The organism is Xanthomonas indica, from assembly GCF_040529045.1.
Taxonomy (GTDB): Bacteria; Pseudomonadota; Gammaproteobacteria; order Xanthomonadales; family Xanthomonadaceae; genus Xanthomonas_A; species Xanthomonas_A indica.
The window spans coordinates 1,787,388-1,809,615 of record NZ_CP131914.1 but is presented as its reverse complement, the minus strand read 5'-3'; the positions used below and the strand labels follow the sequence as shown (position 1 = coordinate 1,809,615).

Here is a 22,228-nt window from a genome sequence, read left to right as displayed (position 1 = left end):
TGCCGCAACACTGCGAATCATCCCGGATTCACCGTCGTCCCGGACGCTCCCGGCGTCCGCCAGCCCTCTTGGAGCCCGTCTTGCGCCTGCTGCCGCTCGCCTTCGCGATCACCCTGGCCACCGCCTGCGCCGTGGCGCCGGCCCAGGAGAACAAGCTGCCGGACATCGGCTCCTCGGCCGGCGAGCTGCTGACCCCGGCGCGCCAGGCCGAGTACGGCAAGATGATGCTGGCCGAACTGCGCAGCTACGGCTACGTGCTCGAGGACCCGCTGATCGACGACTGGCTGCAGACCATGGGCACCCGGCTCGGCGCCAACAGCGACCAGCCGCAGCAGAAATTCACCTTCTTCATGCTGCGCGACCGCCAGATCAACGCCTTCGCCACCCTCGGCGGCTACGTCGCGGTCAACGCCGGCCTGGTACTGACCGCCGAGCGCGAGGACGAGGTGGCCGCGGTGCTGTCGCACGAAATCGCCCACGTCACCCAGCAGCACGTGCTGCGCGGGGTGGAGCGGGCGCAGCGCGACCAGATCCCGATCCTGCTCGGCATGCTCGCCGCGGTGGTCGCGGCGCAGCAGGCCGGCGGGCGCTCCAGCGGCGACGCCACCCAGGCAGCGATCGCCAGCGGCCTGGGGCTGATGCAGCAGCGGCAGATCGACTACACCCGCTCCAACGAATCGGAGGCCGACCGCCTGGGCATCCGCACCCTGGCGCGCAGCGGCTACGACGTCGATGCAATGGCGGGCTTCTTCGAGCGCATGTCGCTGGCGATGCGCGGCAACCAGGGCGGCTACAGCACCCCGGACTTCCTGATGACCCACCCGGTCACCACCACCCGCATCAGCGAGGCGCGCGAGCGCGCCGAGCAGATGAAGAAGAACACCCTGACCGTGACCACCAGCGTGCCCGGCGGCACCCTGCAGGAGCGGGTCGATCCGAACGACGTGTCGCTGAGCCAGCCGCTGGGCGCGCCCAGCAACCCGCTGCTGCCGGGTGGCCTGCAGTTGCCGTTCGCCAACTACGCGCGCGGCCCCAGCGGCCAGTTCGAGTGGGCCCGCGAGCGGTTGCGGGTGTTCAGCGCCAACACCCCGGCCGATGCGATCCGCGAGTACGAGGGCCTGCGCCAGGGCAGCAAGCAGGGCCTGAGCGATGCCCAGCGCTACGGCCTGGCGCTGGCGCGGCTGCGTGCCGGTGGCGCCGCGCAGGACGTCGCGCAGACGCTGGAGGGCCTGCTGCAGGCGCACCCGGACAACTGGTGGCTGACCGTGGCGGTCGCCGAGGCCGAGGCCAAGGCCGGCCGCAGCCAGGCCGCCGACCAGCGCTTCGAGGCGCTGGTCAAGCGCATGCCCAGCAACCGGGCGGTGGCGCTGAGCTATGCGAGCGCCCTCAACGAGCAGGGCGGCCGCCAGGCCGGACAGCGCGCCCAGGCGGTGCTGCGGCCGCTGCTCGGCGCGGCCGCGGAGGACCCGGTGTTCCAGCGCACCTTCGCCCGCGCCTGCGAACTGGCCGGCGACGACACCCGCGCCGGCGAGGCCTATGCCGAGGCGGCCTATCTGAACGGGCATCCGGAGCAGGCCCTGATCCAGCTCAACAACCTCAAGAAGCGCAGCGACCTGGACTACGTGGCGCGCGCGCGCATCGACGCGCGCATCGCCGCGATCACCCCGACGGTGCTGGAACTGCGCCGCCAGGGCGTGCAGGACCCGGACATGCAACGGCGCTGAAACGCACCCATGGCAGGCGTCACTTAAACGTAATAAAACCGTAGTCTACTGGCGACCTTCCTCCCCAGTTCCACGGTGCCGTTGTGCAGAAACGCATCCTGATCGTCGACGACGAACCGGCCATCCGCGACATGGTCGCGTTCGCCCTGCGCAAGGGCGACTTCGAGCCGGTGCACGCCGGCGATGCCCGCGAGGCGCAGACCTCGATCGCCGACCGGGTCCCGGACCTGATCCTGCTGGACTGGATGCTGCCCGGCACCAGCGGCCTGGAGCTGGCCCGGCGCTGGCGCAAGGATGCGATGACCCGCGAAGTGCCGATCATCATGCTCACCGCCCGCGGCGAGGAGAACGATCGCGTCGGCGGTCTGGAAGCCGGCGTCGACGACTACGTGGTCAAGCCGTTCTCCGCGCGCGAGCTGCTGGCGCGGATCCGCGCGGTGATGCGCCGCACCCGCGAGGACGACGAGGACGGCAGCGTCTCGGTCGGCAGCCTGCGCATCGACGGCGCCGCGCACCGGGTGTTCGCCGGCGAGGCACCGGTGCCGATCGGCCCGACCGAGTACCGCCTGCTGCACTTCTTCATGACCCATCCCGAGCGCGTGTACAGCCGCGCGCAGCTGCTCGACCACGTCTGGGGCGGCAGCGTGTACGTGGAAGAGCGCACCATCGACGTGCACATCCGTCGCCTGCGCAAGACGCTGGAGCCGTTCGCGGTGGAAAACATGGTGCAGACCGTCCGCGGGTCCGGCTATCGCTTCTCTGCGTCCATCTGACCGCCGGCCGCGCCTGCTATAACGGCGGACGGATCACGATCCTTTGCGACAGAGTGCGTTCCCGATGCCCCGCCACATCCGCTCCGCCTGGTTGAAGACCCTCGGCACGCTCGCCGGCCTGCTGTTGCTGGCGTTGCTGGTCGGCTGGATCGGCGGCCACGTGTGGATGGCGCTGACCCTGATGTCGCTGGGGGTGATGGGCTGGCACTACTGGCGGCTGCGGCGCGTGCTGCGACGGCTGACCGCGCGCCAGCGCTGGGAGCCGCCGGCCGGCACCGGGGTGTGGAACGAGCTGGACCGGCTGCTGTACCGCAGCCAGGCGGAAATGCGCGTGCGCAAGCGGCGCCTGCTGGACATGCTGCGCGCCTATCGCGCCGCCGCCGCGGCGCTGCCCGACGCGGTGGTGGTAGTGGACCGCAACAGCCAGCGCATCCAGTGGTTCAACGAGGCGGCCGGCACCCTGCTCGGCCTGCGCCATCCCGGCGACCTCGGCGCACCGGTGGTGGAGCGCCTGCAGCCGATGCCGCTGGCGCACTGGCTCAGCGCCGGCCGCAACGCCGAGCCGATGCTGGACATGCCCTCGCCGGTCGACGAGCGCCTGCGCCTGAACCTGCGCCTGATCCCCTATTCCGAGGACCACTGGCTGCTGGTCGCGCGCGACGTCAGCAAGCTGCTGCAACTGGAGCAGGTGCGCCGCGATTTCGTCGCCAACGTCTCGCACGAGCTGCGCACGCCGCTGACCGTGGTGCATGGCTACCTGGACATGCTGGACCCGGAGGACTTTCCGGATTCGGGGCCGATGATCGCCGAGATGCGCAAGCAGTCGCAGCGCATGACCCAACTGGTCGAGGACCTGCTGACCCTGTCGCGGCTGGAATCGCAGGAGCACGCCAACGAGGAGTCGATCGCGATGGCGCCGATGCTGGCCACGCTGCGCCGCGAGGCCGAGGCGCACAGCCAGGGCCGGCACCGCATCGAGGTCCACGACGAGGCCGATTGCGACCTGGTCGGTTCCAACAAGGAACTGCACAGCGCCTTCTCCAACCTGGTCACCAATGCGGTGCGCTACACCGCGGCCGGCGGCACCATCCGCATCCGCTTCGCCCGCGAAGGCGACGGTGCGGTGCTGTCGGTGCGCGACAGCGGCTACGGCATTCCCGCGCATCACCTGCCGCGGATCACCGAACGCTTCTACCGCGTCTCCAGCAGCCGCTCGCGCGAGAGCGGCGGCACCGGCCTGGGCCTGTCGATCGTCAAGCACGTGCTCGGCCTGCACCAGGCGCGGCTGGAGATCGAGAGCGAAGTCGGCAAGGGCAGCACCTTCTCCTGCCACTTCGGTGCCGGGCGCGTGCATCCGCGGCACGACCATGCCACCCTGACCTCCGTCTAACGAGTACCGCCATGCCCCGCGCCGCCGCCCTGCCGCCCACGCCGCCACCGGACGTTCCCAGCGACCCGCTGCGCGACCCTGCGCTGTACCTCAACCGCGAACTGTCGCAACTGGACTTCAATTTCCGGGTGCTGGCGCAGGCGCAGGATCCGCAGGTGCCGTTGCTGGAGCGGCTGCGCTTCCTGTGCATCTCCTGCACCAACCTCGACGAGTTCTTCGAGATCCGCGCCGCCACCGTGCGCCATGCCCAGGAATTCGGGCTGCCGCCGGCGCCGGACGGCATGAGCCCCAACGCCATCCTCAACGCGATCCACGACCGCGCCGCGCAACTGGTCGACCAGCAGTACCGCTGCTGGAACGAGGTGCTGCGCCCGGCGCTGAAGGACGCCGGCATCGGCGTGCTCGGTCGCCACTCCTGGAACGCGCGGCAGAAGCGCTGGCTGCGCGCCTACTTCCGTAACGAGATCATGCCGGTGCTGTCGCCGCTGGGCCTGGATCCGGCGCATCCGTTCCCGAAGATCCTCAACAAGTCGCTGAACATCGTGGTGGTGCTCAAGGGCACCGACGCGTTCGGCCGCGTCGGCCACCTGGCGATCGTGCGCGCGCCGCGCTCGTTGCCGCGCATCATCCAGTTGCCGGAAAGCCTGTCCGAGGGCGGCCAGAGCTTCGTGTTCCTGTCCTCGGTGCTGTCCACCTTCGTCGACGAGCTGTTCCCGGGCATGGAGGTGATGGGCTCCTACCAGTTCCGCGTCACCCGCAACTCGGAACTGGTGGTGGACGAGGAGGAAGTGGAGAACCTGGCGCTGGCGCTGCGCGACGAACTGGTCAACCGCGGCTATCGGCCGGCGGTGCGGCTGGAGATCGCCGAGGATTGCCCGAAGTCGATCGTGCGCACCCTGCTGCAGAACTTCGAACTGCCGGAGAATGCGGTCTACCGGATCAACGGCCCGGTCAACCTGAGCCGGGTCAACCAGGTCTACGACCTGGTGCAGCGCCCGGACCTGAAGTATCCGCCGATGAACCCGCGCACCCTGCGCGACAGCGAAGGCATCTTCGAGATCGCCGCCGCCGGCGACGTGCTGCTGCACCATCCGTTCGACGCCTTCACCGCGGTGCTGGACCTGATCAAGCAGGCCGCGATCGACCCCAACGTACTGGCGATCAAGCAGACCCTGTACCGCACCGGCAAGGATTCGGCGATCGTCGATGCGCTGGTGCTGGCCGCGCGCAACGGCAAGGACGTCACCGTGGTGGTGGAGCTGCGCGCGCGCTTCGACGAAGAGGCCAACCTGGGCCTGGCCGATCGCCTGCAGGAAGCCGGCGTGCAGGTGGTGTACGGCGTGGTCGGCTACAAGACCCACGCCAAGATGCTGCTGATCGTGCGCCGCGAGGGCCGCAAGCTGCGCCGCTACGTGCACCTGGGCACCGGCAACTACCACAGCGGGACCGCGCGCGCCTACACCGACCTGAGCCTGATCACCGCCGACGTGGACATCGGCAACGACGTGCACCTGCTGTTCCAGCAGTTGTCCGGCCTGGCGCCGAAGATCCGCCTCAAGCGCCTGCTGCAATCGCCCTTCACCCTGCACCCGGGTGTGCTGCACCGGATCGAACGCGAGACCAAGCTGGCGCATGCCGGCCGCCCGGGCCGCATCATCGCCAAGATGAACGCGCTCAACGAGCCGCAGGTGATCCGTGCGCTGTACGCGGCCTCGCAGGCCGGCGTGAAGATCGACCTGATCGTGCGCGGCGCCTGCACCCTGCGCCCCGGCGTGCCGGGCGTGTCCGACAACATCCGGGTGCGCTCGATCGTGGGCCGTTTCCTCGAGCACAGCCGGGTCTACTGGTTCGGCAACGACGGTGCGCCGGAACTGTTCTGCGCCAGCGCCGACTGGCTGGAGCGCAACCTGCTGCGGCGCGTGGAGACCGGCTTCCCGATCCTCGATCCGGACCTGGTCAAGCGCATCCACCGCGAGGTGCTGCAGAACTACCTGGCGGACAATCTCAACGCCTGGGAACTGAACGCCGACGGCAATTACCGCAAGCTGGCGCCGGGCCAGGACCAACCGCCGCATTCGGCGCAGTTGGCCCTGCTCGACGGGCTCTGAGCGCAGCGCGGCGCCGTCTCCACGGCGTGCGCCGCGCATCGGCTACCATTCCGCCATGCCTGCCACCTCCCCCACTCATCCGCCGCTGCGCGACGGCGACCTGCTGGCCGCCATCGACCTGGGTTCCAACAGTTTCCACATGGTCATCGCCCGCTATCAGCTCGGGCAGTTGCGGGTGGTGGACCGCCTGCGCGAGACCGTGCGCATGGCCGACGGCCTGGACAACAAGGGCGGGCTGTCCGCCGAGGCGCGGCAGCGCGCGCTGGAATGCCTGGCGCGCTTCGGCCAGCGCATCCGCGACCTGCCCTCGCTGCGCGTGCGCGCGCTGGCCACCAACACCGTGCGCCAGCTGCGCTCGCCGCAGACCTTCCTGATTCCCGGCGAAACCGCGCTGGGCCATCCGATCGAAGTGGTCAGCGGCCGCGAGGAAGCGCGCCTGATCTACCTGGGCGTGGCCCACGCGCAACCGCCCAAGCCGGACCAGCGGCGCCTGGTGATCGACATCGGCGGCGGCTCCACCGAGTTCATCATCGGCAGCGGCTTCCAGACCCTGGAACGCGAGAGCCTGCAGGCCGGCTGCATCGCCAGCACGCGGCGCTTCTTCCCCGGCGGCAAGCTGTCCAAGAAGAAGTGGAAGGACGCGCTGACCGAGATCGGCGCCGAGTTCCAGCAGTTCGCCGGACAGTACCGGGCGCTGGGCTGGCACGAGGCGCTGGGTTCGTCCGGCACGCACAAGGCGATCGGCGAGATCTGCGCGGCGATGAAGCTGACCAAGGGCGCGATCACCGCCGAGGCGCTGCCGCAACTGCGCGAGCGCCTGCTGCTGGCCAAGCGCATCGAGGACATCGACCTGCCGGGCCTGTCCGCCGACCGCCGGCCGATCATCGCCGGTGGCGTGCTGGTGCTGGAGGCGGCATTCCAGGCGCTGGGCCTGCAACGGCTGATGGTGAGCAAGGCGGCCATGCGCGAAGGCATCCTCTACGACATGCTCGGCCGCGCCGGCCAGAACGATCCGCGCGAGAGCGCGATCGCCGCGCTGACCCGGCGCTACGGCATCGACGAGGCGCAGGCCGCGCGCGTGGAGCACACCGCTATGGCGCTGTTCGAGCAGGTCGCCGGCGACTGGGCGCTGGATGCCGACGACGGCCGCATGCTCAGCTGGGCCGCGCGCCTGCACGAACTCGGCCAGGCCATCGCGCACAGCCAGTACCACGTGCATGGCGCCTACGTGCTGGAGCATTCGGACATCGCCGGCTTCTCGCGGCAGGAGCAGCAGGTGCTAGCCACGCTGGTACGCACGCACCGTCGCAACGTGGCCAAGACTGCCTTCGACGCGCTGCCCGACCGCCTGCTGCTCAGCGCCAAGCGCAAGGCCGCGCTGCTGCGCCTGGCGGTGCTGCTGCACCGCGCGCACGAGGCCGACCCGATCCCGGCGCTGGAACTGAAGGCCGATGGCGCCAACCTGCACCTGATCCTGTCGCAGCCGTGGATCGAATCGCGGCCGTTGCAGCGCGCCGACCTGATCGGCGAGGTCGAGGGCATGGCGGGGCTGGGGATCAATTTCCGGCCGTTTGTGGCTTGAGGGCTGGGATTCGGGATTCGGGATTCGGGATTCGGGATTCGGGATTCGGGATTCGGGATTCGGGATTCGGGATTCGGGATGGCAGCATGCTGTCCGCGGTCAAATCGCGGTCAAGCGATTTCATGGAAAAAGTGTCGGTTTTTGAAAGAAAAGCCGCCCTCCCCGAAACCGCGACACCGCGGCTTTTTTGTGGGAGGGGCTTCAGCCCCGACGCCTTACCGATACCGCGTCGGGGCTGAAGCCCCTCCCACAGAAAAGCGGCACGACGACGAACTTGCGAAATTCCGAATCCCGAATCCCGAATCCCGGCTTTTGGCGTCATCGTTCCTACATGCGCTGGACATGTTCGCTTCACTGCGGTGCGCGAGGCTTTGTCAAACCGGAGCCCCCGCATGCGCTACGCGATCGTCACCGAGACGTATCCCCCTGAGGTCAACGGCGTCGCGCTGACCGTGCAGGGGCTGGAACTGGGGCTGCGCGCACGCGGCCATACCGTCGACGTGGTGCGCCCGCGCCAGGCCGGCGACGCCGACCCGGCGGACCTGCGGCTGGTGCGCGGCGCGGCGCTGCCGCGCTACCCCGGACTGAAGTTCGGCCTGCCGGCACCACGCCGCCTGACCCGGCTGTGGCAGGCGGCGCCGCCGGATGCGGTGTACATCGCCACCGAGGGCCCGCTGGGTTGGTCCGCGCTGCGCAGCGCGCGGCGCCTGGGCATTCCGATCGCCACCGGCTTCCACACCCGCTTCGACGAATACCTGCCGCAGTACGGCGCCGCCTGGCTGCAGTCGACCGCGCTGCGCTGGATGCGGCGCTTCCACAACCAGGCCCAGGCGACCCTGGTGCCGACCCGCGAGTTGCGCGACTTCCTCGCCACCCAGGGCTTCGAGCGGGTACGCCTGCTGGCGCGGGCGGTGGACAGCAAGCAGTTCGAGCCGCAGCGACGCGATGCGCAGTTGCGCGCGCAGTGGGGCCTGCACGACGACGATTGCGCGGTGCTGTACGTGGGCCGCATCGCCTCGGAGAAGAACCTGCCGCTGGCGGTGCGTGCGTTCCGCCAGTTGCAGCAGCTGCGCCCGCGCGCGCGCTTCGTCTGGGTCGGCGACGGCCCGCTGCGCGAGCGCCTGGCGCAGGAGAACCCGGACTTCATTTTCTGCGGCATCCAGCGCGGCGACGCGCTGGCGCGGCATTTCGCCAGCGGCGACCTGTTCCTGTTCCCCAGCCGCAGCGAGACCTTCGGCAACGTGACCCTGGAGGCGATGGCCAGCGGCGTGGCCACGGTCGCCTTCGACTACGGTGCGGCACGCGAATACCTGCGCGACGGCCTCAACGGTGCGGCGGTGGCCGACGACGACGCCTTCATCGCCGCCGCCCTGCGCCTGGGCAGCGACGACGCGCTGCGCCGGCGCCTGGGCGAGGCCGCCTGCGCGTCGATGCAGCAACTGCGCCCGGAGCGGGTGGTGGCCGATTTCGATGCGCTGCTCAACCAACTGGCACAGACCCGGAGGACGCATGTCGACGCGGCTTGAGATCCTGCGCGGGCACGAGACCCGCTGGTGCCGGCGCGCCAATCATTGGTGCCGGCGACGCTCGGTGCGGCGCTTCTTCTCGGCGATCAGCCGGCTCGGCGACGGCGTGTTCTGGTATGCGCTGATGACCCTGCTGGTGCTGTGCGACGGCATGGACGGCGTGTTCGCCTCCGCGCACATGGCCGCCACCGGCGTGGTCGCGCTGAGCCTGTACAAGGGCCTGAAGCGCTGGACCCGCCGCCCGCGCCCGTACGCCGCCGACCTGCGCATCCGCGCCTGGGTGGCGCCGCTGGACGAGTTCAGCTTCCCCTCCGGCCACACCCTGCACGCGGTGTCCTTCGGCATCGTCGCCCTCGCCTACTACCCGTGGCTGGCACCGCTGCTGGTGCCCTTCATCGCCTGCGTGGCGCTGTCGCGGGTGGTGCTGGGCCTGCACTACCCCAGCGACGTGCTCGCCGCCACCGGCATCGGCGCGCTGCTGGCGGGCGTGTCGTTGTGGCTGGTTGGGTGAGGAGCCGGGATTCGGGATTGGAGATTCGGGATGGCGTCAGGCCCTCTCCGCGATCCGTGTAGGAGCGGTTTCAGCCGCGACGCATGGAAGGCCAAAGGTCGCCGCTGAAGCCGCGCTCCTACGTAAAGCCTAGCAACGCCTGCGCTCGCGGCTGCCATCCAATCCCAAATCCCGAATCCCCAATCCCGGCCGTACTACAATGGCCAAATGACCACGCTGTTCATCTCCGACCTGCATCTGGACCCGGCACGGCCGGCGATCACCGCGCTGTTTCTGGATTTCCTGCGCGGGGAGACGCGCCAGGCCGAGGCGCTGTACATCCTCGGCGACCTGTTCGAGGCCTGGATCGGCGACGACACGCCGTCCGAGGCCGCCGATGCGGTGGCACTGGAGTTGCACGCGCTGCACGCGGCCGGGGTGCCGGTGTTCTTCATGCACGGCAACCGCGACTTCCTGCTCGGCGCCGACTATGCGCAACGCGCCGGCCTGCGCCTGCTGCCCGATCCCTGCGTGATCGATCTGTACGGCGAGCCGACCCTGCTGCTGCACGGCGACCTGCTGTGCACCGACGACACCGCCTACCAGGCGTTCCGCGCGCAGACCCGCGACCCGGCCTTCCAACAGCAGTTCCTGGCGCAGCCGCTGGCCGCGCGCATCGCCTACGCGCAACAGGCGCGCGCCGCCAGCCAGGCGCGCCAGGCCGACCTGAAACAGGGCGATCGTGCGCAGTTCGAGACCGTCACCGACGTGGCGCCGGCCGAAGTCGCCGCCACCTTCGCCCGCTACGGCGTGGCGCGGATGATCCATGGCCACACCCATCGGCCGGCGGTGCATGCGTTGGACGTGGACGGCCGCGCCTGCACCCGCATCGTGCTCGGCGACTGGTACGAACAGGGCTCGGTGCTGCGCGTGGACGCGCAGGGCTGCCAGTTGCAACAGCTCTAGCGCACGCTTCCGGCGCCGTCGCGCGCAACGCGGCGACGCGCACGCAGCGCCGGCGCAGCACTCTCCTGCGGCGAACGCGCGACCGTAGGATAAGACCGAACTACGCTCCGACCCGGAATTCCGCGGGACCGCCGAGTCCGGCACTTGGACGCATCGGCTGGCCACTGCCTGCCTCATGGAACGTCGCAACCGGCGTGGCAGTGACGCGCGACGTCGCCCTCGTCCGCGTGCGCGTCGCCTCCATCCATCCGCATTTCCTTGCCGCGTCCCGCGGCAACCACGCGTCGGCCAGGGCGCGAAGCCACGTCGCTCAGGGCTAGCCGCCGCTGGCTTGCTGCTGCCGCCATTGCGCGTAATCGACGAAGTCGCCGTCCACTACGTCGTACCAGCGAATCGCGCCGGAGCGCTCGACGCGGAAGCGGTCGCGAACCGGTTCGGTCTGCGGGTCGCCGGGGCAGCCGTCGCCGTGTTTCTCGCGCACCGCGATCTCGATCGCCGCCGGCGCGACGGGCTTGGAGGCGGCCGCTGCAGACGCGGTCGCGGAGGCGGCATCGTCCCCGTCGTTCTCGATGGCGTAGCCCAGGCACGGCAGGTCGGGATAGGCGCGATCGGCGGTCAGGCGCGCCTGCAGCAGGTCCATCGCACGGTTTTCGTCGAAGGTGTCGGCCGGCGGGGTCGCCCGCGGCGCGTCGGTCTTGGCGGTCGGCGACGGAGTCTCGGTCTGCCGATCCGGGGCGGGGCCGCAGCCCGCGCTGAGCATCGCCAGCAGCAGCGCGGCCGGCAGTCGCATGCGCTTGAACATCGTCGCTCCCAGGAAGTCGGTCGGCACCGGCCGCGCCGGCGCCGCTTCCCAGCATAGCCGAAGCGGACGCCGCCGCGCCCGCTCCGGCCGTCTTCGCCGCGCGTGGCGCAGGCATGCAGCCTGCACCACGTGCGCGCCGGCTCAACGGAACCCGGCCACCGTCGCCTTGGTGTTGACCAGCACGCGCTGGTTGTCGGCGCTGCTGGCATTGCCCATCGGCACCCCGTTGTAGGACACGTTCGGGTTGGACCAGTAGTTCAGTCGCGGGCAACTGCTGCTGCAGTTGTAGGCCATGATCGTGCGCCAGCTGTTGCCATAGCGATAGCCGTGGCCGTAGGCGTACGGCGAGGTGCTGGAGTCGGTGGCCACGTCGTGGCGCGCGCTCTGCAGGTGCCCGATCTCGTGGGCGAAGCTGTAGTAGCCGGTGGCGCAATCCCAGTACACCGCCGCGAACGCGGTGGCAGCGGTGGAGCCGATGCCCGAGGCCAGGCCGCAGTAGCTGGAATTGTCGATGATCAGCACGCCGACGTCGGCCGCGGTGCTGTTGCGCGAGGTATGGATGCTGTCCATGTAGCCGTCGCTGGTGCCGCGGAAGCGGGTCAGGTCGGTGTTGAAGTCGCCGGACTCGGTGTAGTTGGTGGTCTCGTAGCCGGCCAGCTGCATGGTGATGCCGACGTTGCTGTTGCTGTAGCCCTGGTTGGACTCGGCCACCGCCAACTGCACCAGCGACTGCATGTTGCCGCCGTAGCTGGTCACCGCCTTGTTGGTCGCCACCACCAGCACGCGGATGGTCGCGGGCGAACCGGAGGAGGCGCCGGCGGCGGTCATCCGCTCGTCGATCACCGACTGCGGCATCTGCACCGTCGGCAGCAGGGCGTAGTCGGCCGGATGCTCGGCCGGCATGCGCCGTTCGTCGACCTCCACCAGCACATGGCCGCCGCCGGTGATCGGCCGCAGGTGGAACAGCGTGCCATTGCTGCGGATGCTGCCGGTGATGGTGTCGCCGCTGCGCACCAGGATCGCCGAGTTCAGCGGGTCCAGGCCGGAGGGCGCACGGGTCCGCGCCACCGCGGCATTGCCGAGGTTGCCGTACCAGATGCTGTTGCCGCCTTCCAACTGCTCGGTCTTCAGCTGCGTGGCGGTGACGCGCTTGCCCAGCAGGTCCAGTTCCAGCTGGGCCTGCCCGGCGGTGACGGCGGCGGCGTCCACGCCGACCCGCTGCACCGCGCCGGTGGAGGGATTGGCCAGCAGGCGGCTCAGCGCGGGCTCGCCGGCGATGGACTTGGAGACGTACTGGCTGCTCTGGAACAGGGGCTTTCCCGCCGCAGAGGCGGAACCGGCGACACACAGGGCAAGCATCGCGGTCAGGCTGCACATCGACTTCATGTCGGACTCCTGGGGTGGTGAGTAGGGACGAACGTCGCCCCGCGCGCGGCCAGATCGGGGGAGGCCGCGTGGGGGAGTTCGATTAGCCGCTCAGCCACCGTTCAGCGCAAGCACCAAATGCAGCGGGGTCGCAGCTCGGAGATAGGCGTCACAGAAAGCACGCATCCCGACGGTCATGCCGCCCACACCAGCGCGTTGCCGCAACGCGTGCACCGCCCCGCAGGGCGATACCGCCTCAGCCGGCCTGCTGCTGCAGGGCCAGCAATTCGTCCTCGTCGAACCCGGCCAGCAGGCGCGCCTGCAGGTTGAACGGGCCGTGCAGATAGCCGCCGGCGTACTCGCGCAGCAGGGCGGCGAAGCGGGCGCGCGGCTCGATCCCGGCCTGCGCGCAGTACCAGCGGTACCAACGCGAGCCGGCGGCCACGTGCGCCACTTCCTCGCGCAGGATGATCTCCAGGATGTCGGCGGTGGCGTCGTCGCCGAGCGCGCGCAGCTTGGCGATCATGCCCGGGGTCACGTCCAGGCCGCGCGCCTCCAGCACCCGCGGCACCAGCGCCATCCGCGCCAGGCCGTCGTGGGCGGTCTTCTCGCACATCTCCCACAGGCCGTTGTGCGCGGCGAAATCGCCATAGGCGTGGCCCAGCGCGCGCAGGCGGTCGCGCAGCAGCACGAAATGGCGCGATTCGTCGTCCGCCACCGCCACCCAATCGGCATAGAACGCCGGCGGCAGGCCGCGGAAGCGGTAGACCGCGTCCCAGGCCAGGTCGATGGCGTTGAGTTCGATGTGGGCAATGGCGTGGATGAAGGCGGCGCGGCCCTCGGCGCTGCCGAGGCCGCGCCGCGGCAGTTCGCGCGGGTGCACCAGCAGCGGCCGTGGCGGCCGTCCCGGCATGCGGATCGGCTCAGGTGCCGGCGCGGCGGCCTGCACCGCCAGCGCGCCATCGCGCCAAGCCGCGGCATGGCGCTGAGTCAGCGCGACTTTCTCGTCGGGGTCGGCCGCGTCCAGGCAGGCACGCGCGGCCTGGTACAGGTCGCCGTTCACGGCGCCACCAGCGGCGGCCGGCCCGCCCATGCAGGCATGCGCTGCGCCAGGGCACTGGCGCCGCGGGGCTCAGGCACGGCGCTTGCGCTTGGCCTCGTCCGAGCGCAACTGCATGATCCGCTCGAAATAGCCGGGCTCGATGCCGGTGGTGTACTGGCCGTTGAAGCACGAGGAGTCGAACGCCTTCAGTTCCGGGTTGCCTTCGCGCACCGCGGTCTCCAGGTCTTCCAGATCCTGGTAGATCAGCCAGTCGCAGCCGAGGAATTCCTGGATCTCCTGCTCGCTGCGGCCGTGCGCGACCAGTTCGTCGGCGGCCGGCATGTCGATGCCGTAGATGTTGGGATAGCGCACCGGCGGTGCGGCGCTGGCCAGGTACACCTTACGCGCGCCGGCGTCGCGCGCCATCTGCACGATCTGCCGGCTGGTGGTGCCGCGCACGATCGAATCGTCGACCAGCAGCACCACGCGGTTGCGGAATTCCAGGTGGATCGGGTTGAGCTTGCGGCGCACCGACTTCACCCGCTCCCCCTGCCCCGGCATGATGAAGGTGCGGCCGATGTAGCGGTTCTTGACGAAGCCCTCGCGGTACTTCACCCCGAGCACGTTGGAGATCTCCAGCGCGGCGTCGCGCGAGGTGTCCGGGATCGGGATGATGGTGTCGATGTCGTGGTCCGGGCGCAGGCGCAGGATCTTCTCGCCCAGCTTCATGCCCATGCGCATGCGCGCCTTGTGCACCGAGACGTTGTCGATCATCGAGTCCGGGCGCGCGAAGTACACGTACTCGAAGATGCACGGGGTGTGGTCGGTGGGCGAGGCGCAGACCTCGGAGAACAGCTCGCCGCGGCCGGTGATGACCAGCGCTTCGCCCGGACGCACGTCGCGCACGCGGGTGAAGCCGAGGATGTCCAGCGCCGAGGATTCGGAGGCGACGATGTACTCGTCGCCCTCCGCGCCCTCGCGCTTGCCCAGCACCAGCGGGCGGATGCCGTGCGGATCGCGGAACGCGACCAGGCCCAGCCCCAGCACCACGCTGACCACGGCGTAGCCGCCCTTGCAGCGGCGGTGCACGCCGGCCACCGCACGGATCGCCGCTTCCGGGGTCAGCATGCGCTGCGCGTCCAGCTCGTAGGCGAACACGTTCAGCAGCACTTCGCTGTCCGAATCGGTGTTGATGTTGCGGCGATCGGCCTCGAACACCTGCTGGCGCAAGGCCTCGGTGTTGACCAGGTTGCCGTTGTGGGCCAGCGCGATGCCGTACGGCGAATTCACGTAGAACGGCTGCGCCTCGTCCATGCCCTCGGATCCGGCGGTCGGATAGCGGCAGTGGGCGATGCCGACGCGCCCTTCCAGCACCGCCATGCGCTTCTCGTCGAAGACGTCGCGGACCAGGCCGTTGGCCTTCTGCACGCGCAGGCGGGTGCCATCGGCGGTGGCGATGCCCGCCGCGTCCTGGCCGCGGTGCTGCAGCACGGCCAGGCCGTCATAGAGTTGCCCGGCCACGTTCTGGTTGCCGACGATTCCGACGATGCCACACATGTCAACGCTCTCCGCGGCGGGAACGCCGCTATTGGGAAGGTGGCCGTGCCTGGCCGTTGGGTTCGACCCGTGCCGGGTCGAATTGCGCCGGACGCGCCTGCGCCGGATCGATGTTCGCGGGCATCAGTTGCGACGGATCGCTCCCGGGCTGCGCGGACCGTACCCCGGGACGTCCCAGGGCCTTGGACATCATCTCCTGCAGCCCGCTGGCCTGCAGGGCGTTGCCCAGCGCGGCATTATCGCCTGCCGCGGGCAAGTTGCCCAAATCCATCTGCGACACGTTCAGTTGCGGCATCTGCGACAGGTTCAACTGCGGCATCTGCGGCATGCGCCAGTCCGGCATCTGCGCGCGCATCCAGCCCACCCCCGGGCTGAGCACCGGCAGCACCATCGAATGCTGCCAGTCCGGCTCGCGGGTCAGCGGCGTGAAGCTCATCAGGAAGGCCAGCACCGCGGCGAAGAAACCGCCGCGCACCGTGCCCAGGCCGAAGCCGAGCGCGCGGTCGGTGCCCGACAGCGCGGTCGAGCGCACCGCGGTGCGGATCACCATGCCGACGATGGCCACCACCGCCATCACCGTCACGAAGGTCAGCGCGTAGCCGCCCAGGTAGTAGCTCATGCTCGGCCGCGCCCCATCGGCGAGCCAGCGCCCGGTATTGCCGCCGAACTGGAACGTGGCCCAACCGGCCAGGAACCAGGACAGCGTGCCGACCACGATGCCGACGAACCCACGCAGGGCCCCGAGCAGGGCCGAGACCAGGATCACCGTCAACAGCACCATGTCGATCATGCGCGCCTCCCGCGGCCGAGCCGCTGCATCGCGCCGATCGCGCGTCGCGCCTGCCTTCCCTGGACCATCGTGCTACTCCATGGGCCGCGGCCCGATCAAGGATGTGGACGTACCATACCGCTGATGCCGACCTTGGCCGCCACCTGGGCGCGCAACTGCTCGGCGTCGGCACGGTTGGCGACCGGCCCCACCCGTACACGGTTCAGCGCGCCCTTGTCGGTGCGCACCTGTTCGACGAAGGCGCTGAAGCCGGCGGCGCGCACCTTGTCGCGCAGGGCATTGGCGTCCTCGGCCTTGCCGAAGGCGCCCAGCTGCACGGCGAAGCCGGTGCCGGACGCCGCAGGCGCAGCCGGCACGCTCGGCGCCGGCTTGGCCGCTGCCGTGGTGGCCGCAGGGGCCGCCGGCTTGGTGGGTTCGGGCTTGGTGGGTTCGGGCTTGGCCGGTTCCGGCTTGGGCGCCGGCGGTGTCGCCGGCTTGGTGGTGGCGACCGGCTTGGCCGGCTCCGGCGGCAGCGCCTCGGTCTTGGCCGGGGCAGCGGGCGCGGCGGCGGCGACATGGCTGGCGGCAGCCGGCGCGGCGCCGGTCGGGGTCGCGTTGCTCGGCGCCGCATCCAGGGTCACCACCTGGGCATTGACGTCGTTGCGGACCTTGACCGCCTGCAGGCGCACCGATTCGGCCTGGGCGCGATCGGCATACGGCCCGATCCGCACCCGCCAGGCCTGGCGCCCGCCGATCGTGGCCTGCTCGCGGAAGCCCGGCAGTTGCGCCTGCTTGAGCCGCGCGATCACCGCATCGGCATCGGCGGCGGTGGCATACGCACCGAAGTTCACCGCGTAGTTGCCGGCGGCCACGCTCGGCGGCAGCGGCTGCGCGGCGCTGCCGGCGGCCGGATCGGCCAGGTCGGCGGCATCGGGATTGTTCTGGACCGGCGCCGGCGCGGGCGTGGCGCCCGGCGTCTTGGTCATGCCCACTGCCCCGCCGCTGGGCGCATCGCCCGGGGTCACCAGCGGCAGTTCGCGGGTCTCGAACTGGCCGTCGGCCGGCGCCTCGGGCGCCTTCAGCGGCACATTGGCCACGCCGCTGTCGGGCGCAGGCCCCTTCACCAGCATCGGCAGGAAGATCACGGCGAGCGCTACCAGGACGAGGGCGCCAATCAATCGCTGTTTCAGGACGGTATCCACGGAAAGGGTGAGGGGCGGCGTGGCGGAGTGCCGTCGCGATTATAAGGTCGGCCCGCCCGGGGGCGGGATCAGCCGGCTGAATGCAGCCAGTGCAAGGCCTCGGCGGCGGTATGGAACGAACCGAACACCAGCACCCGGTCGCCCGGTCGTGCCTGCGCCAGCGCCGCCTGCAGAGCCTGCGCCACCCTCTCGGCGACGCCCGCCTCGGCGGCGGCCGTGCCCGCCAGCCGCGCGCGCAACTGCGCAGCGCTCTGGCCGCGGTTGCCGCCCAACCCCGCCAGGTGCCAGGCATCGACCTGCGCGGCCAGTGCCTCCACCACGCCGGCGGCGTCCTTGTCGGCCAGCGCCGCGAACACCGCGCAGGTGCGGCCGGCGACCGGCTGCGCCTGCAGCGCGGCGGCCAGCTCGCGCGCCGCCTGCGGGTTGTGGCCGACGTCGACCAGCACCTCCACGCCGTCGCGCACGCACGGCTGCAGGCGCCCGCGCAGGCGTGCGGCGGCGATGCCCTCGGCGTAGGCGCTGCGCGGCAGCGACCGGCGCAGCGCGCGCAGGGCGGCGATGGCGGTGGCGGCGTTGGCGCGCTGCACCGGCGCACGCAGTTGCGGCAGCGGCAACTGCAGTTCGGTGCCGACGTCGCGCCAGCGCCAGCGCTCGGCGTCGATCGGCTCGTGGAAGAAGTCGCTGCCGGCGCGCAACGCATTGGCACCGATCGCGTAGGCGCGGCGCAGCACGCTGGAGGGCGGATCGATCTCGCCCAGCACCAGCGGCTTCCACGGCCGCGCGATGCCGGCCTTCTCCGCACCGATCGCCTCGCGGTCGTTGCCGAGCCAATCGGTGTGGTCGATGTCCACGGTGGTGATCACCGCCACGTCGGCATCGACCAGGTTCACCGCATCGAGGCGGCCGCCGAGCCCGACTTCCAGCACGGCCAGATCCAACGTGGCCTGCTGGAACAGCCACAGCGCCGCCAGCGTGCCGTATTCGAAATAGGTCAGCGCGGTATCGGCGCGCGCGGCCTCCACTGCCGCAAAGGCGGTGACCAGGTCGGCATCGCTGGCCTCTTCGCCGTCGAGGCGCACGCGCTCGTTGTAGCGCAGCAGGTGCGGCGAGGTGTAGCTGCCCACGCGCCAGCCGGCGGCGCGTGCGATCGCCTCGATGAAGGCGACGGTCGAGCCTTTGCCGTTGGTACCGCCGACGGTGATGACATGCTTGGCCGGCTTGGTCAGGCGCATGCGCGCGGCAACCGTGCGCACCCGCTCCAGGCCCATGGCGATGTCCTGGGGATGTTGGCGCTCGATGTAGGCGAGCCATTCGGGGAGGGTGTTCATTTGTGTATTTCTAGCCTTTCAGGCAAGCGCGCTCGCTCGCCTTTGTCAGAAGCAACAGCTTTGGAAGCGACAGCTTTCGCGCTGACGCGCGAGTCACTTTGATCAGCCTCCGGCTGCTGAGAAGCACTTCTTTGCTTGTGCAAAGAAAAGTAACCAAAAGACGCGCTTTATCAGCCGAATGGCTGGTCAAGCACACCCGGGCGCCGCGCCCTCCGCGCTGCGCGCTCCGGGTTCGCACTTGGCCTGGGCATTTTTCGACGGCACATCCATGTGCCGGCGAAAAACGGCGCGCTTCCTGCGCGCCGCCCCTTCGGGGTTTTCGCCCAGGCCAAGTGCCGCGGCTCACGGGATCCCGAAAAGCAAAGCAACGGCAACGGCAACGGCAACGGCCCAGAGGCTCGCATCGGAAGTGAAACAAATCAGCCCAAAGATGGGACGGCGCACGCTATCCGCGCATCATGTCCGTCCTACAGCGCCCGATGCTTCGCCTCACCGAAGAATGGCGTGTGATGCGCGCAATCGTTCAGCCGCACCACCTCCAGATGCTCCACGTCCGGCCCTTCCAGCAGGTTCAGCGTGGTCGGCGCCTGGCGGAAACTCCACAGCCGCGCGATCGGCAGGCCCAGCACCCGGCACAGAATTACGCGGTTGACCGCATCGTGCGCCACCACCAGCAGCGTGTCGTGTTCGCCCAGGCCCTCGGCGGCGCGGGCCAAGCCGCGCCAGGAGCGCTCCAGCACCTGCCGCAGCGACTCGCCGCCCGGCATCAGCACCGTGTCCGGCTCCTCGCGCCAGGCGCGCAGACGCGCCGGATCCTTCTCGTGGATCTCGCTGGCCAGCAGGCCTTCCCACTCGCCATGGGCGATTTCCTGCAGGTCCGGATCGGTCTGCAGCAGCGCCTCGCGCTCGGGCCCCAGCGCGAAGCGCGCGGTGCGTTGCGCGCGGGCCAGCGGCGAGGCCACGGCGCGGGTCAGCGGGACCTCGCGCAGGCGTGCGCCCAGCGCCTGCGCCTGGGCGTCGCCGACCGGCGACAGCGGGATGTCGATCTGGCCCTGGTAACGGCCTTCGGCGTTCCACGGGGTTTCGCCATGGCGGGCGAGCAGAATGCGCATGCGCTGGATTCCTTGGGGGGAAGGGCCCGTCTCGCAAACGAAAACGGAGCGGCATGATACCCGCTCCGTCGCCGGAAACCCTGCGCCGCATCCCCGTGCCCCGCCGCGGCGTTGACCGCGGCGGACAGGCGGACGGCGGCCGTGGCCGCCGCCCGTCGGGCCTGGCTCACTTGGCCAGGTTCAACTCCTTCAGCAGCCGCGGCGCCGGCGCCACTTCCTGCATGATCCAGTGCAGGTAGCGCGCGTCGACGGCGATCATGCGGGTCATCGCCGGGTCGAACACCCAGTTCGAACTCACCGACTCCCAGTTGCCGTCGAAGGCCAGGCCGACCAGCTTGCCGTGCGCGTCCATCACCGGCGAGCCGGAGTTGCCGCCGGTGATGTCCAGGTCGGACAGGAAGTTGACCGGCACCGTACCCAGCCGCTTGTCCTCCAGCCCGCCGTAGCGCTTGGCCTTGGCCGCCTCCAGCAGCGCCTTGGGCGAATCGAACGGCTCCACGCCGGTGTCCTTGGCGACCACGCCTTCCAGCGTGGTGAACGGGGTGTATTCCACGCCGTCCTTGGGCGAATAGCCCTTGACGTTGCCGAAGGTGATGCGCAGCGAGGAGTTGGCGTCGGGATACACGAACTCGCCCTGGCTCTTCTTGTAGTCGGCCACGGCCTGCAGGTAGCGCGGCCGCGCCAGCAGTTCCTCGCCCTCGCGGCGCTTCTGGTCCTGCTCGATCTGCAGCAGGGTCGGCATCAGCGCCACCGCATAGCGCAGCGCCGGGTCGTCGCTGGCTTCGAACGCGGCGCGATCGGCGTGCAGCCACTTCAGGCGCGCGTCGGTGTTGCCCAGTTGCGTGCCGGCCAGGCGCGTGGCGGCGGCCTGCGCGTCGGCACCGGCCAGCCACTGGTCCAGCGCCGGCAGGCGCTGCGCCTTCGGCAGCTTCAGATACTGGTCGAACCAGTAGCGCTGCAACTGGCTGTCCATGGAGGCGACGTAGCGGCGCTCCATCTGCTTCATCGCGCCCTCGATCTCGGGAAGGTCGCGCTCCTGGTAGCCGGGCTCGCGCGCGGCATCCGGCTTGGCGCGTTCGATCGACAGGCGGTACAGCATGACCGCGCTGCCGAGCGCCCCGGTCCGCTGCATCTGCCGCAGCACCAGGTCGCGGTCGCGGGTGGCCTTGGCCTGCTCGCCCAGCGCCAGCAGTTGCGCGTGCGCCTGCAGCGCGGCCTTGCCCTCGCCGCCCTGGCGCTTGAGCCAGGCCAGCACCGCATCTTCCTCGGCGTGCTTCTTGGCCGCCGCGTCGATGCGCTTGAAGCCTTCCAACTGACCTTCGTAGTTCTTGGCCACGTTGTTCCAGCTGGCCATGGTCGCGGCGTACTTCACCTGGATGTCCGGGTTCTGCTTGCCGGCCTGCTCGACCAGGGCGATCAGGTCGCGGTACTGGCGCGCGGCGGTGGGATACCCCCAGTTGGCGGTGGCGTCGAACTCGGACGCCAGCGCATAGCGGTTGGTGCGGCCCGGATAGCCGGCCACCATGACGAAATCGCCGGCGCCGAGCGGCTGGTCGGCGAACTTCAGGAAGTGCTTGGGCTGGTACGGCACGTTGTCCTTGGCGTAGGCGGCCGGCTTGCCGTCCTTGCCGACGTAGGCACGGTAGAACGAGAAGTCGCCGGTGTGGCGCGGCCACATCCAGTTGTCGACGTCGCCGCCGAACTTGCCGATGCCCGACGGCGGCGCGTAGGCCAGGCGCACGTCGCGGATTTCCAGGGTGCGGAACAGGCGATAGGTGTTGCCGCCGGAGAAGCTGTACAGCTCGCAGCGGTAGCCGGCGTCGGCTTCGCAGGCGGCGACCTGCGCCTTGTCGAAATCCTCCAGCGCCTGCGTGCGCTTGAGCGCGTCGTTGCCGGCGGCGGCCATCGCCGCCTTGGCCTGCGCGGTGACGTCGGTGATGCGGTCGAGCACATAGATGCGCGCGTTCGGACCGGCACTGAGTTCCGCACCCTGGCTGGCGGCGCTGAAGCCGTCGCGGATCAGGTTCTTCTGCGCGGTCGAGTTGAGCTGGATCGCGCCATAGGCGCAGTGGTGGTTGGTCACCACCAGGCCCTGCGGCGAGACGAAGCTGGCGGTGCAGCCGCCCAGCGAGACCACCGCGCCCATCGGGTCGCCGGTGAGATCGGACAGTTGCTGCGGCGACAGCTTCAGGCCGGCCTGCTGCAGTGGTCCGGCGATGTCCGGCAATTGCTGCGGGACCCACATGCCCTCGCCGGCATGGGCGACGGAGGCGCCGGACAGGGCGGCGACGGCGGCGATGGCGACAGCCAACGAATTCGAACGCATCGAGCGGTTTCCTTGATGACAGACGTTAGAGTGTAACGGCTGTCACCAAGCGCCCGGACCGTGACCAATGGCACCCTGGGACATGTCATGTCCTGACCGCGCCGCAACATGGGCACGCCGGCCGGGCGCTTATACTGCGCGCCCTCTTCCCATCGAATCTGCACCG

Annotated in this window: 17 protein-coding genes; 8 read left to right on the top strand and 9 right to left on the bottom strand. The window is 70.1% G+C overall.

Features of this window, described 5'->3' with window-relative positions; all coding sequences use genetic code 11:
• The first annotated feature begins 80 nt into the window (after positions 1–80).
• The 8 genes from Q7W82_RS07840 (at position 81) to lpxH (ending at position 10,559) form a co-directional block, all read left to right on the top strand.
• On the top strand, positions 81–1,724 hold the full coding sequence (locus Q7W82_RS07840) for a M48 family metalloprotease (protein ID WP_242160364.1): 1,644 nt from the start codon (positions 81–83) through the stop codon (positions 1,722–1,724).
• A gap of 83 nt (positions 1,725–1,807) precedes the next feature.
• On the top strand, positions 1,808–2,497 hold the full coding sequence (phoB, locus tag Q7W82_RS07835; RefSeq protein WP_160959358.1) for a phosphate regulon transcriptional regulator PhoB: 690 nt from the start codon (positions 1,808–1,810) through the stop codon (positions 2,495–2,497).
• A 64-nt stretch (positions 2,498–2,561) separates the two neighbouring features.
• Positions 2,562–3,887 carry a phosphate regulon sensor histidine kinase PhoR gene (gene phoR / locus Q7W82_RS07830; protein WP_242081641.1) on the top strand — a complete coding sequence of 442 codons (1,326 nt, stop codon included), beginning with the start codon at positions 2,562–2,564 and terminating at the stop codon, positions 3,885–3,887.
• An 11-nt stretch (positions 3,888–3,898) separates the two neighbouring features.
• On the top strand, positions 3,899–5,995 hold the full coding sequence (gene ppk1, locus Q7W82_RS07825) for a polyphosphate kinase 1 (RefSeq protein WP_242160363.1): 2,097 nt from the start codon (positions 3,899–3,901) through the stop codon (positions 5,993–5,995).
• A gap of 55 nt (positions 5,996–6,050) precedes the next feature.
• Positions 6,051–7,577, top strand: a complete 1,527-nt coding sequence (ppx, locus tag Q7W82_RS07820) for an exopolyphosphatase (RefSeq protein WP_184502517.1) — start codon at positions 6,051–6,053, stop codon at positions 7,575–7,577.
• A 392-nt stretch (positions 7,578–7,969) separates the two neighbouring features.
• On the top strand, positions 7,970–9,103 hold the full coding sequence (locus tag Q7W82_RS07815; protein ID WP_242160362.1) for a glycosyltransferase family 1 protein: 1,134 nt from the start codon (positions 7,970–7,972) through the stop codon (positions 9,101–9,103).
• On the top strand, positions 9,087–9,614 hold the full coding sequence (locus Q7W82_RS07810) for a phosphatase PAP2 family protein (RefSeq protein WP_242160361.1): 528 nt from the start codon (positions 9,087–9,089) through the stop codon (positions 9,612–9,614). Before Q7W82_RS07815 ends, Q7W82_RS07810 begins: the two co-directional genes overlap by 17 nt.
• Before the next feature lie 207 nt (positions 9,615–9,821).
• Positions 9,822–10,559 (top strand): UDP-2,3-diacylglucosamine diphosphatase, encoded by a 738-nt coding sequence (lpxH, locus tag Q7W82_RS07805; protein ID WP_242160360.1) that lies wholly within the window; start codon positions 9,822–9,824, stop codon positions 10,557–10,559.
• 316 nt (positions 10,560–10,875) lie between these two features.
• Here the strand turns inward: lpxH and Q7W82_RS07800 are convergent, their stop codons facing one another.
• From Q7W82_RS07800 to Q7W82_RS07760, 9 genes are all read right to left on the bottom strand, one after another.
• Positions 10,876–11,361 (bottom strand): hypothetical protein, encoded by a 486-nt coding sequence (locus Q7W82_RS07800; RefSeq protein WP_353949513.1) that lies wholly within the window; start codon positions 11,359–11,361, stop codon positions 10,876–10,878.
• 141 nt (positions 11,362–11,502) lie between these two features.
• Positions 11,503–12,747 (bottom strand): zinc-dependent metalloprotease, encoded by a 1,245-nt coding sequence (locus tag Q7W82_RS07795; RefSeq protein WP_242160358.1) that lies wholly within the window; start codon positions 12,745–12,747, stop codon positions 11,503–11,505.
• A 235-nt stretch (positions 12,748–12,982) separates the two neighbouring features.
• A complete protein-coding gene (locus Q7W82_RS07790) occupies positions 12,983–13,819 on the bottom strand; it encodes a ferritin-like domain-containing protein (protein WP_242160357.1) in 837 nt (278 codons plus the stop codon).
• Positions 13,820–13,858: 39 nt separating this feature from the next.
• The gene (purF, locus tag Q7W82_RS07785) at positions 13,859–15,325 is read right to left on the bottom strand and encodes an amidophosphoribosyltransferase (RefSeq protein WP_242160356.1); all 1,467 of its coding nucleotides are present in this window, start codon (positions 15,323–15,325) and stop codon (positions 13,859–13,861) included.
• Positions 15,326–15,353: 28 nt separating this feature from the next.
• Positions 15,354–16,115, bottom strand: coding sequence for a CvpA family protein (locus Q7W82_RS07780; RefSeq protein WP_242160355.1), 762 nt, complete (start codon positions 16,113–16,115; stop codon positions 15,354–15,356).
• Positions 16,116–16,210: 95 nt separating this feature from the next.
• Positions 16,211–17,296 carry an SPOR domain-containing protein gene (locus Q7W82_RS07775; RefSeq protein ID WP_242160354.1) on the bottom strand — a complete coding sequence of 362 codons (1,086 nt, stop codon included), beginning with the start codon at positions 17,294–17,296 and terminating at the stop codon, positions 16,211–16,213.
• 68 nt (positions 17,297–17,364) lie between these two features.
• Positions 17,365–18,624: a bifunctional tetrahydrofolate synthase/dihydrofolate synthase gene (gene folC, locus Q7W82_RS07770; protein ID WP_242160353.1), complete on the bottom strand. Its 1,260-nt coding sequence runs from the start codon at positions 18,622–18,624 to the stop codon at positions 17,365–17,367.
• Positions 18,625–19,091: 467 nt separating this feature from the next.
• Positions 19,092–19,736 (bottom strand): histidine phosphatase family protein, encoded by a 645-nt coding sequence (locus tag Q7W82_RS07765; protein WP_010341361.1) that lies wholly within the window; start codon positions 19,734–19,736, stop codon positions 19,092–19,094.
• Positions 19,737–19,902: 166 nt separating this feature from the next.
• Entirely contained in the window at positions 19,903–22,062 is a 2,160-nt protein-coding gene (locus tag Q7W82_RS07760) for a S46 family peptidase (protein ID WP_242160352.1), read from the bottom strand.
• Between the last annotated feature and the right edge of the window lie 166 nt (positions 22,063–22,228).

Coding starts and splice junctions, on each gene's coding strand:
- phoR (WP_242081641.1), top strand. CDS start 2,562: ATGCCCCGCCACATCCGCTCCGCCTGGTTGAAGACCCTCGGCACGCTC.
- ppk1 (WP_242160363.1), top strand. CDS start 3,899: ATGCCCCGCGCCGCCGCCCTGCCGCCCACGCCGCCACCGGACGTTCCC.
- ppx (WP_184502517.1), top strand. CDS start 6,051: ATGCCTGCCACCTCCCCCACTCATCCGCCGCTGCGCGACGGCGACCTG.
- Q7W82_RS07815 (WP_242160362.1), top strand. CDS start 7,970: ATGCGCTACGCGATCGTCACCGAGACGTATCCCCCTGAGGTCAACGGC.
- Q7W82_RS07810 (WP_242160361.1), top strand. CDS start 9,087: ATGTCGACGCGGCTTGAGATCCTGCGCGGGCACGAGACCCGCTGGTGC.
- lpxH (WP_242160360.1), top strand. CDS start 9,822: ATGACCACGCTGTTCATCTCCGACCTGCATCTGGACCCGGCACGGCCG.
- Q7W82_RS07800 (WP_353949513.1), bottom strand. CDS start 11,361: ATGTTCAAGCGCATGCGACTGCCGGCCGCGCTGCTGCTGGCGATGCTC.
- Q7W82_RS07795 (WP_242160358.1), bottom strand. CDS start 12,747: ATGAAGTCGATGTGCAGCCTGACCGCGATGCTTGCCCTGTGTGTCGCC.
- Q7W82_RS07790 (WP_242160357.1), bottom strand. CDS start 13,819: ATGGGCGGGCCGGCCGCCGCTGGTGGCGCCGTGAACGGCGACCTGTAC.
- purF (WP_242160356.1), bottom strand. CDS start 15,325: ATGTGTGGCATCGTCGGAATCGTCGGCAACCAGAACGTGGCCGGGCAA.
- Q7W82_RS07780 (WP_242160355.1), bottom strand. CDS start 16,115: ATGATCGACATGGTGCTGTTGACGGTGATCCTGGTCTCGGCCCTGCTC.
- folC (WP_242160353.1), bottom strand. CDS start 18,624: ATGAACACCCTCCCCGAATGGCTCGCCTACATCGAGCGCCAACATCCC.
- Q7W82_RS07765 (WP_010341361.1), bottom strand. CDS start 19,736: ATGCGCATTCTGCTCGCCCGCCATGGCGAAACCCCGTGGAACGCCGAA.
- Q7W82_RS07760 (WP_242160352.1), bottom strand. CDS start 22,062: ATGCGTTCGAATTCGTTGGCTGTCGCCATCGCCGCCGTCGCCGCCCTG.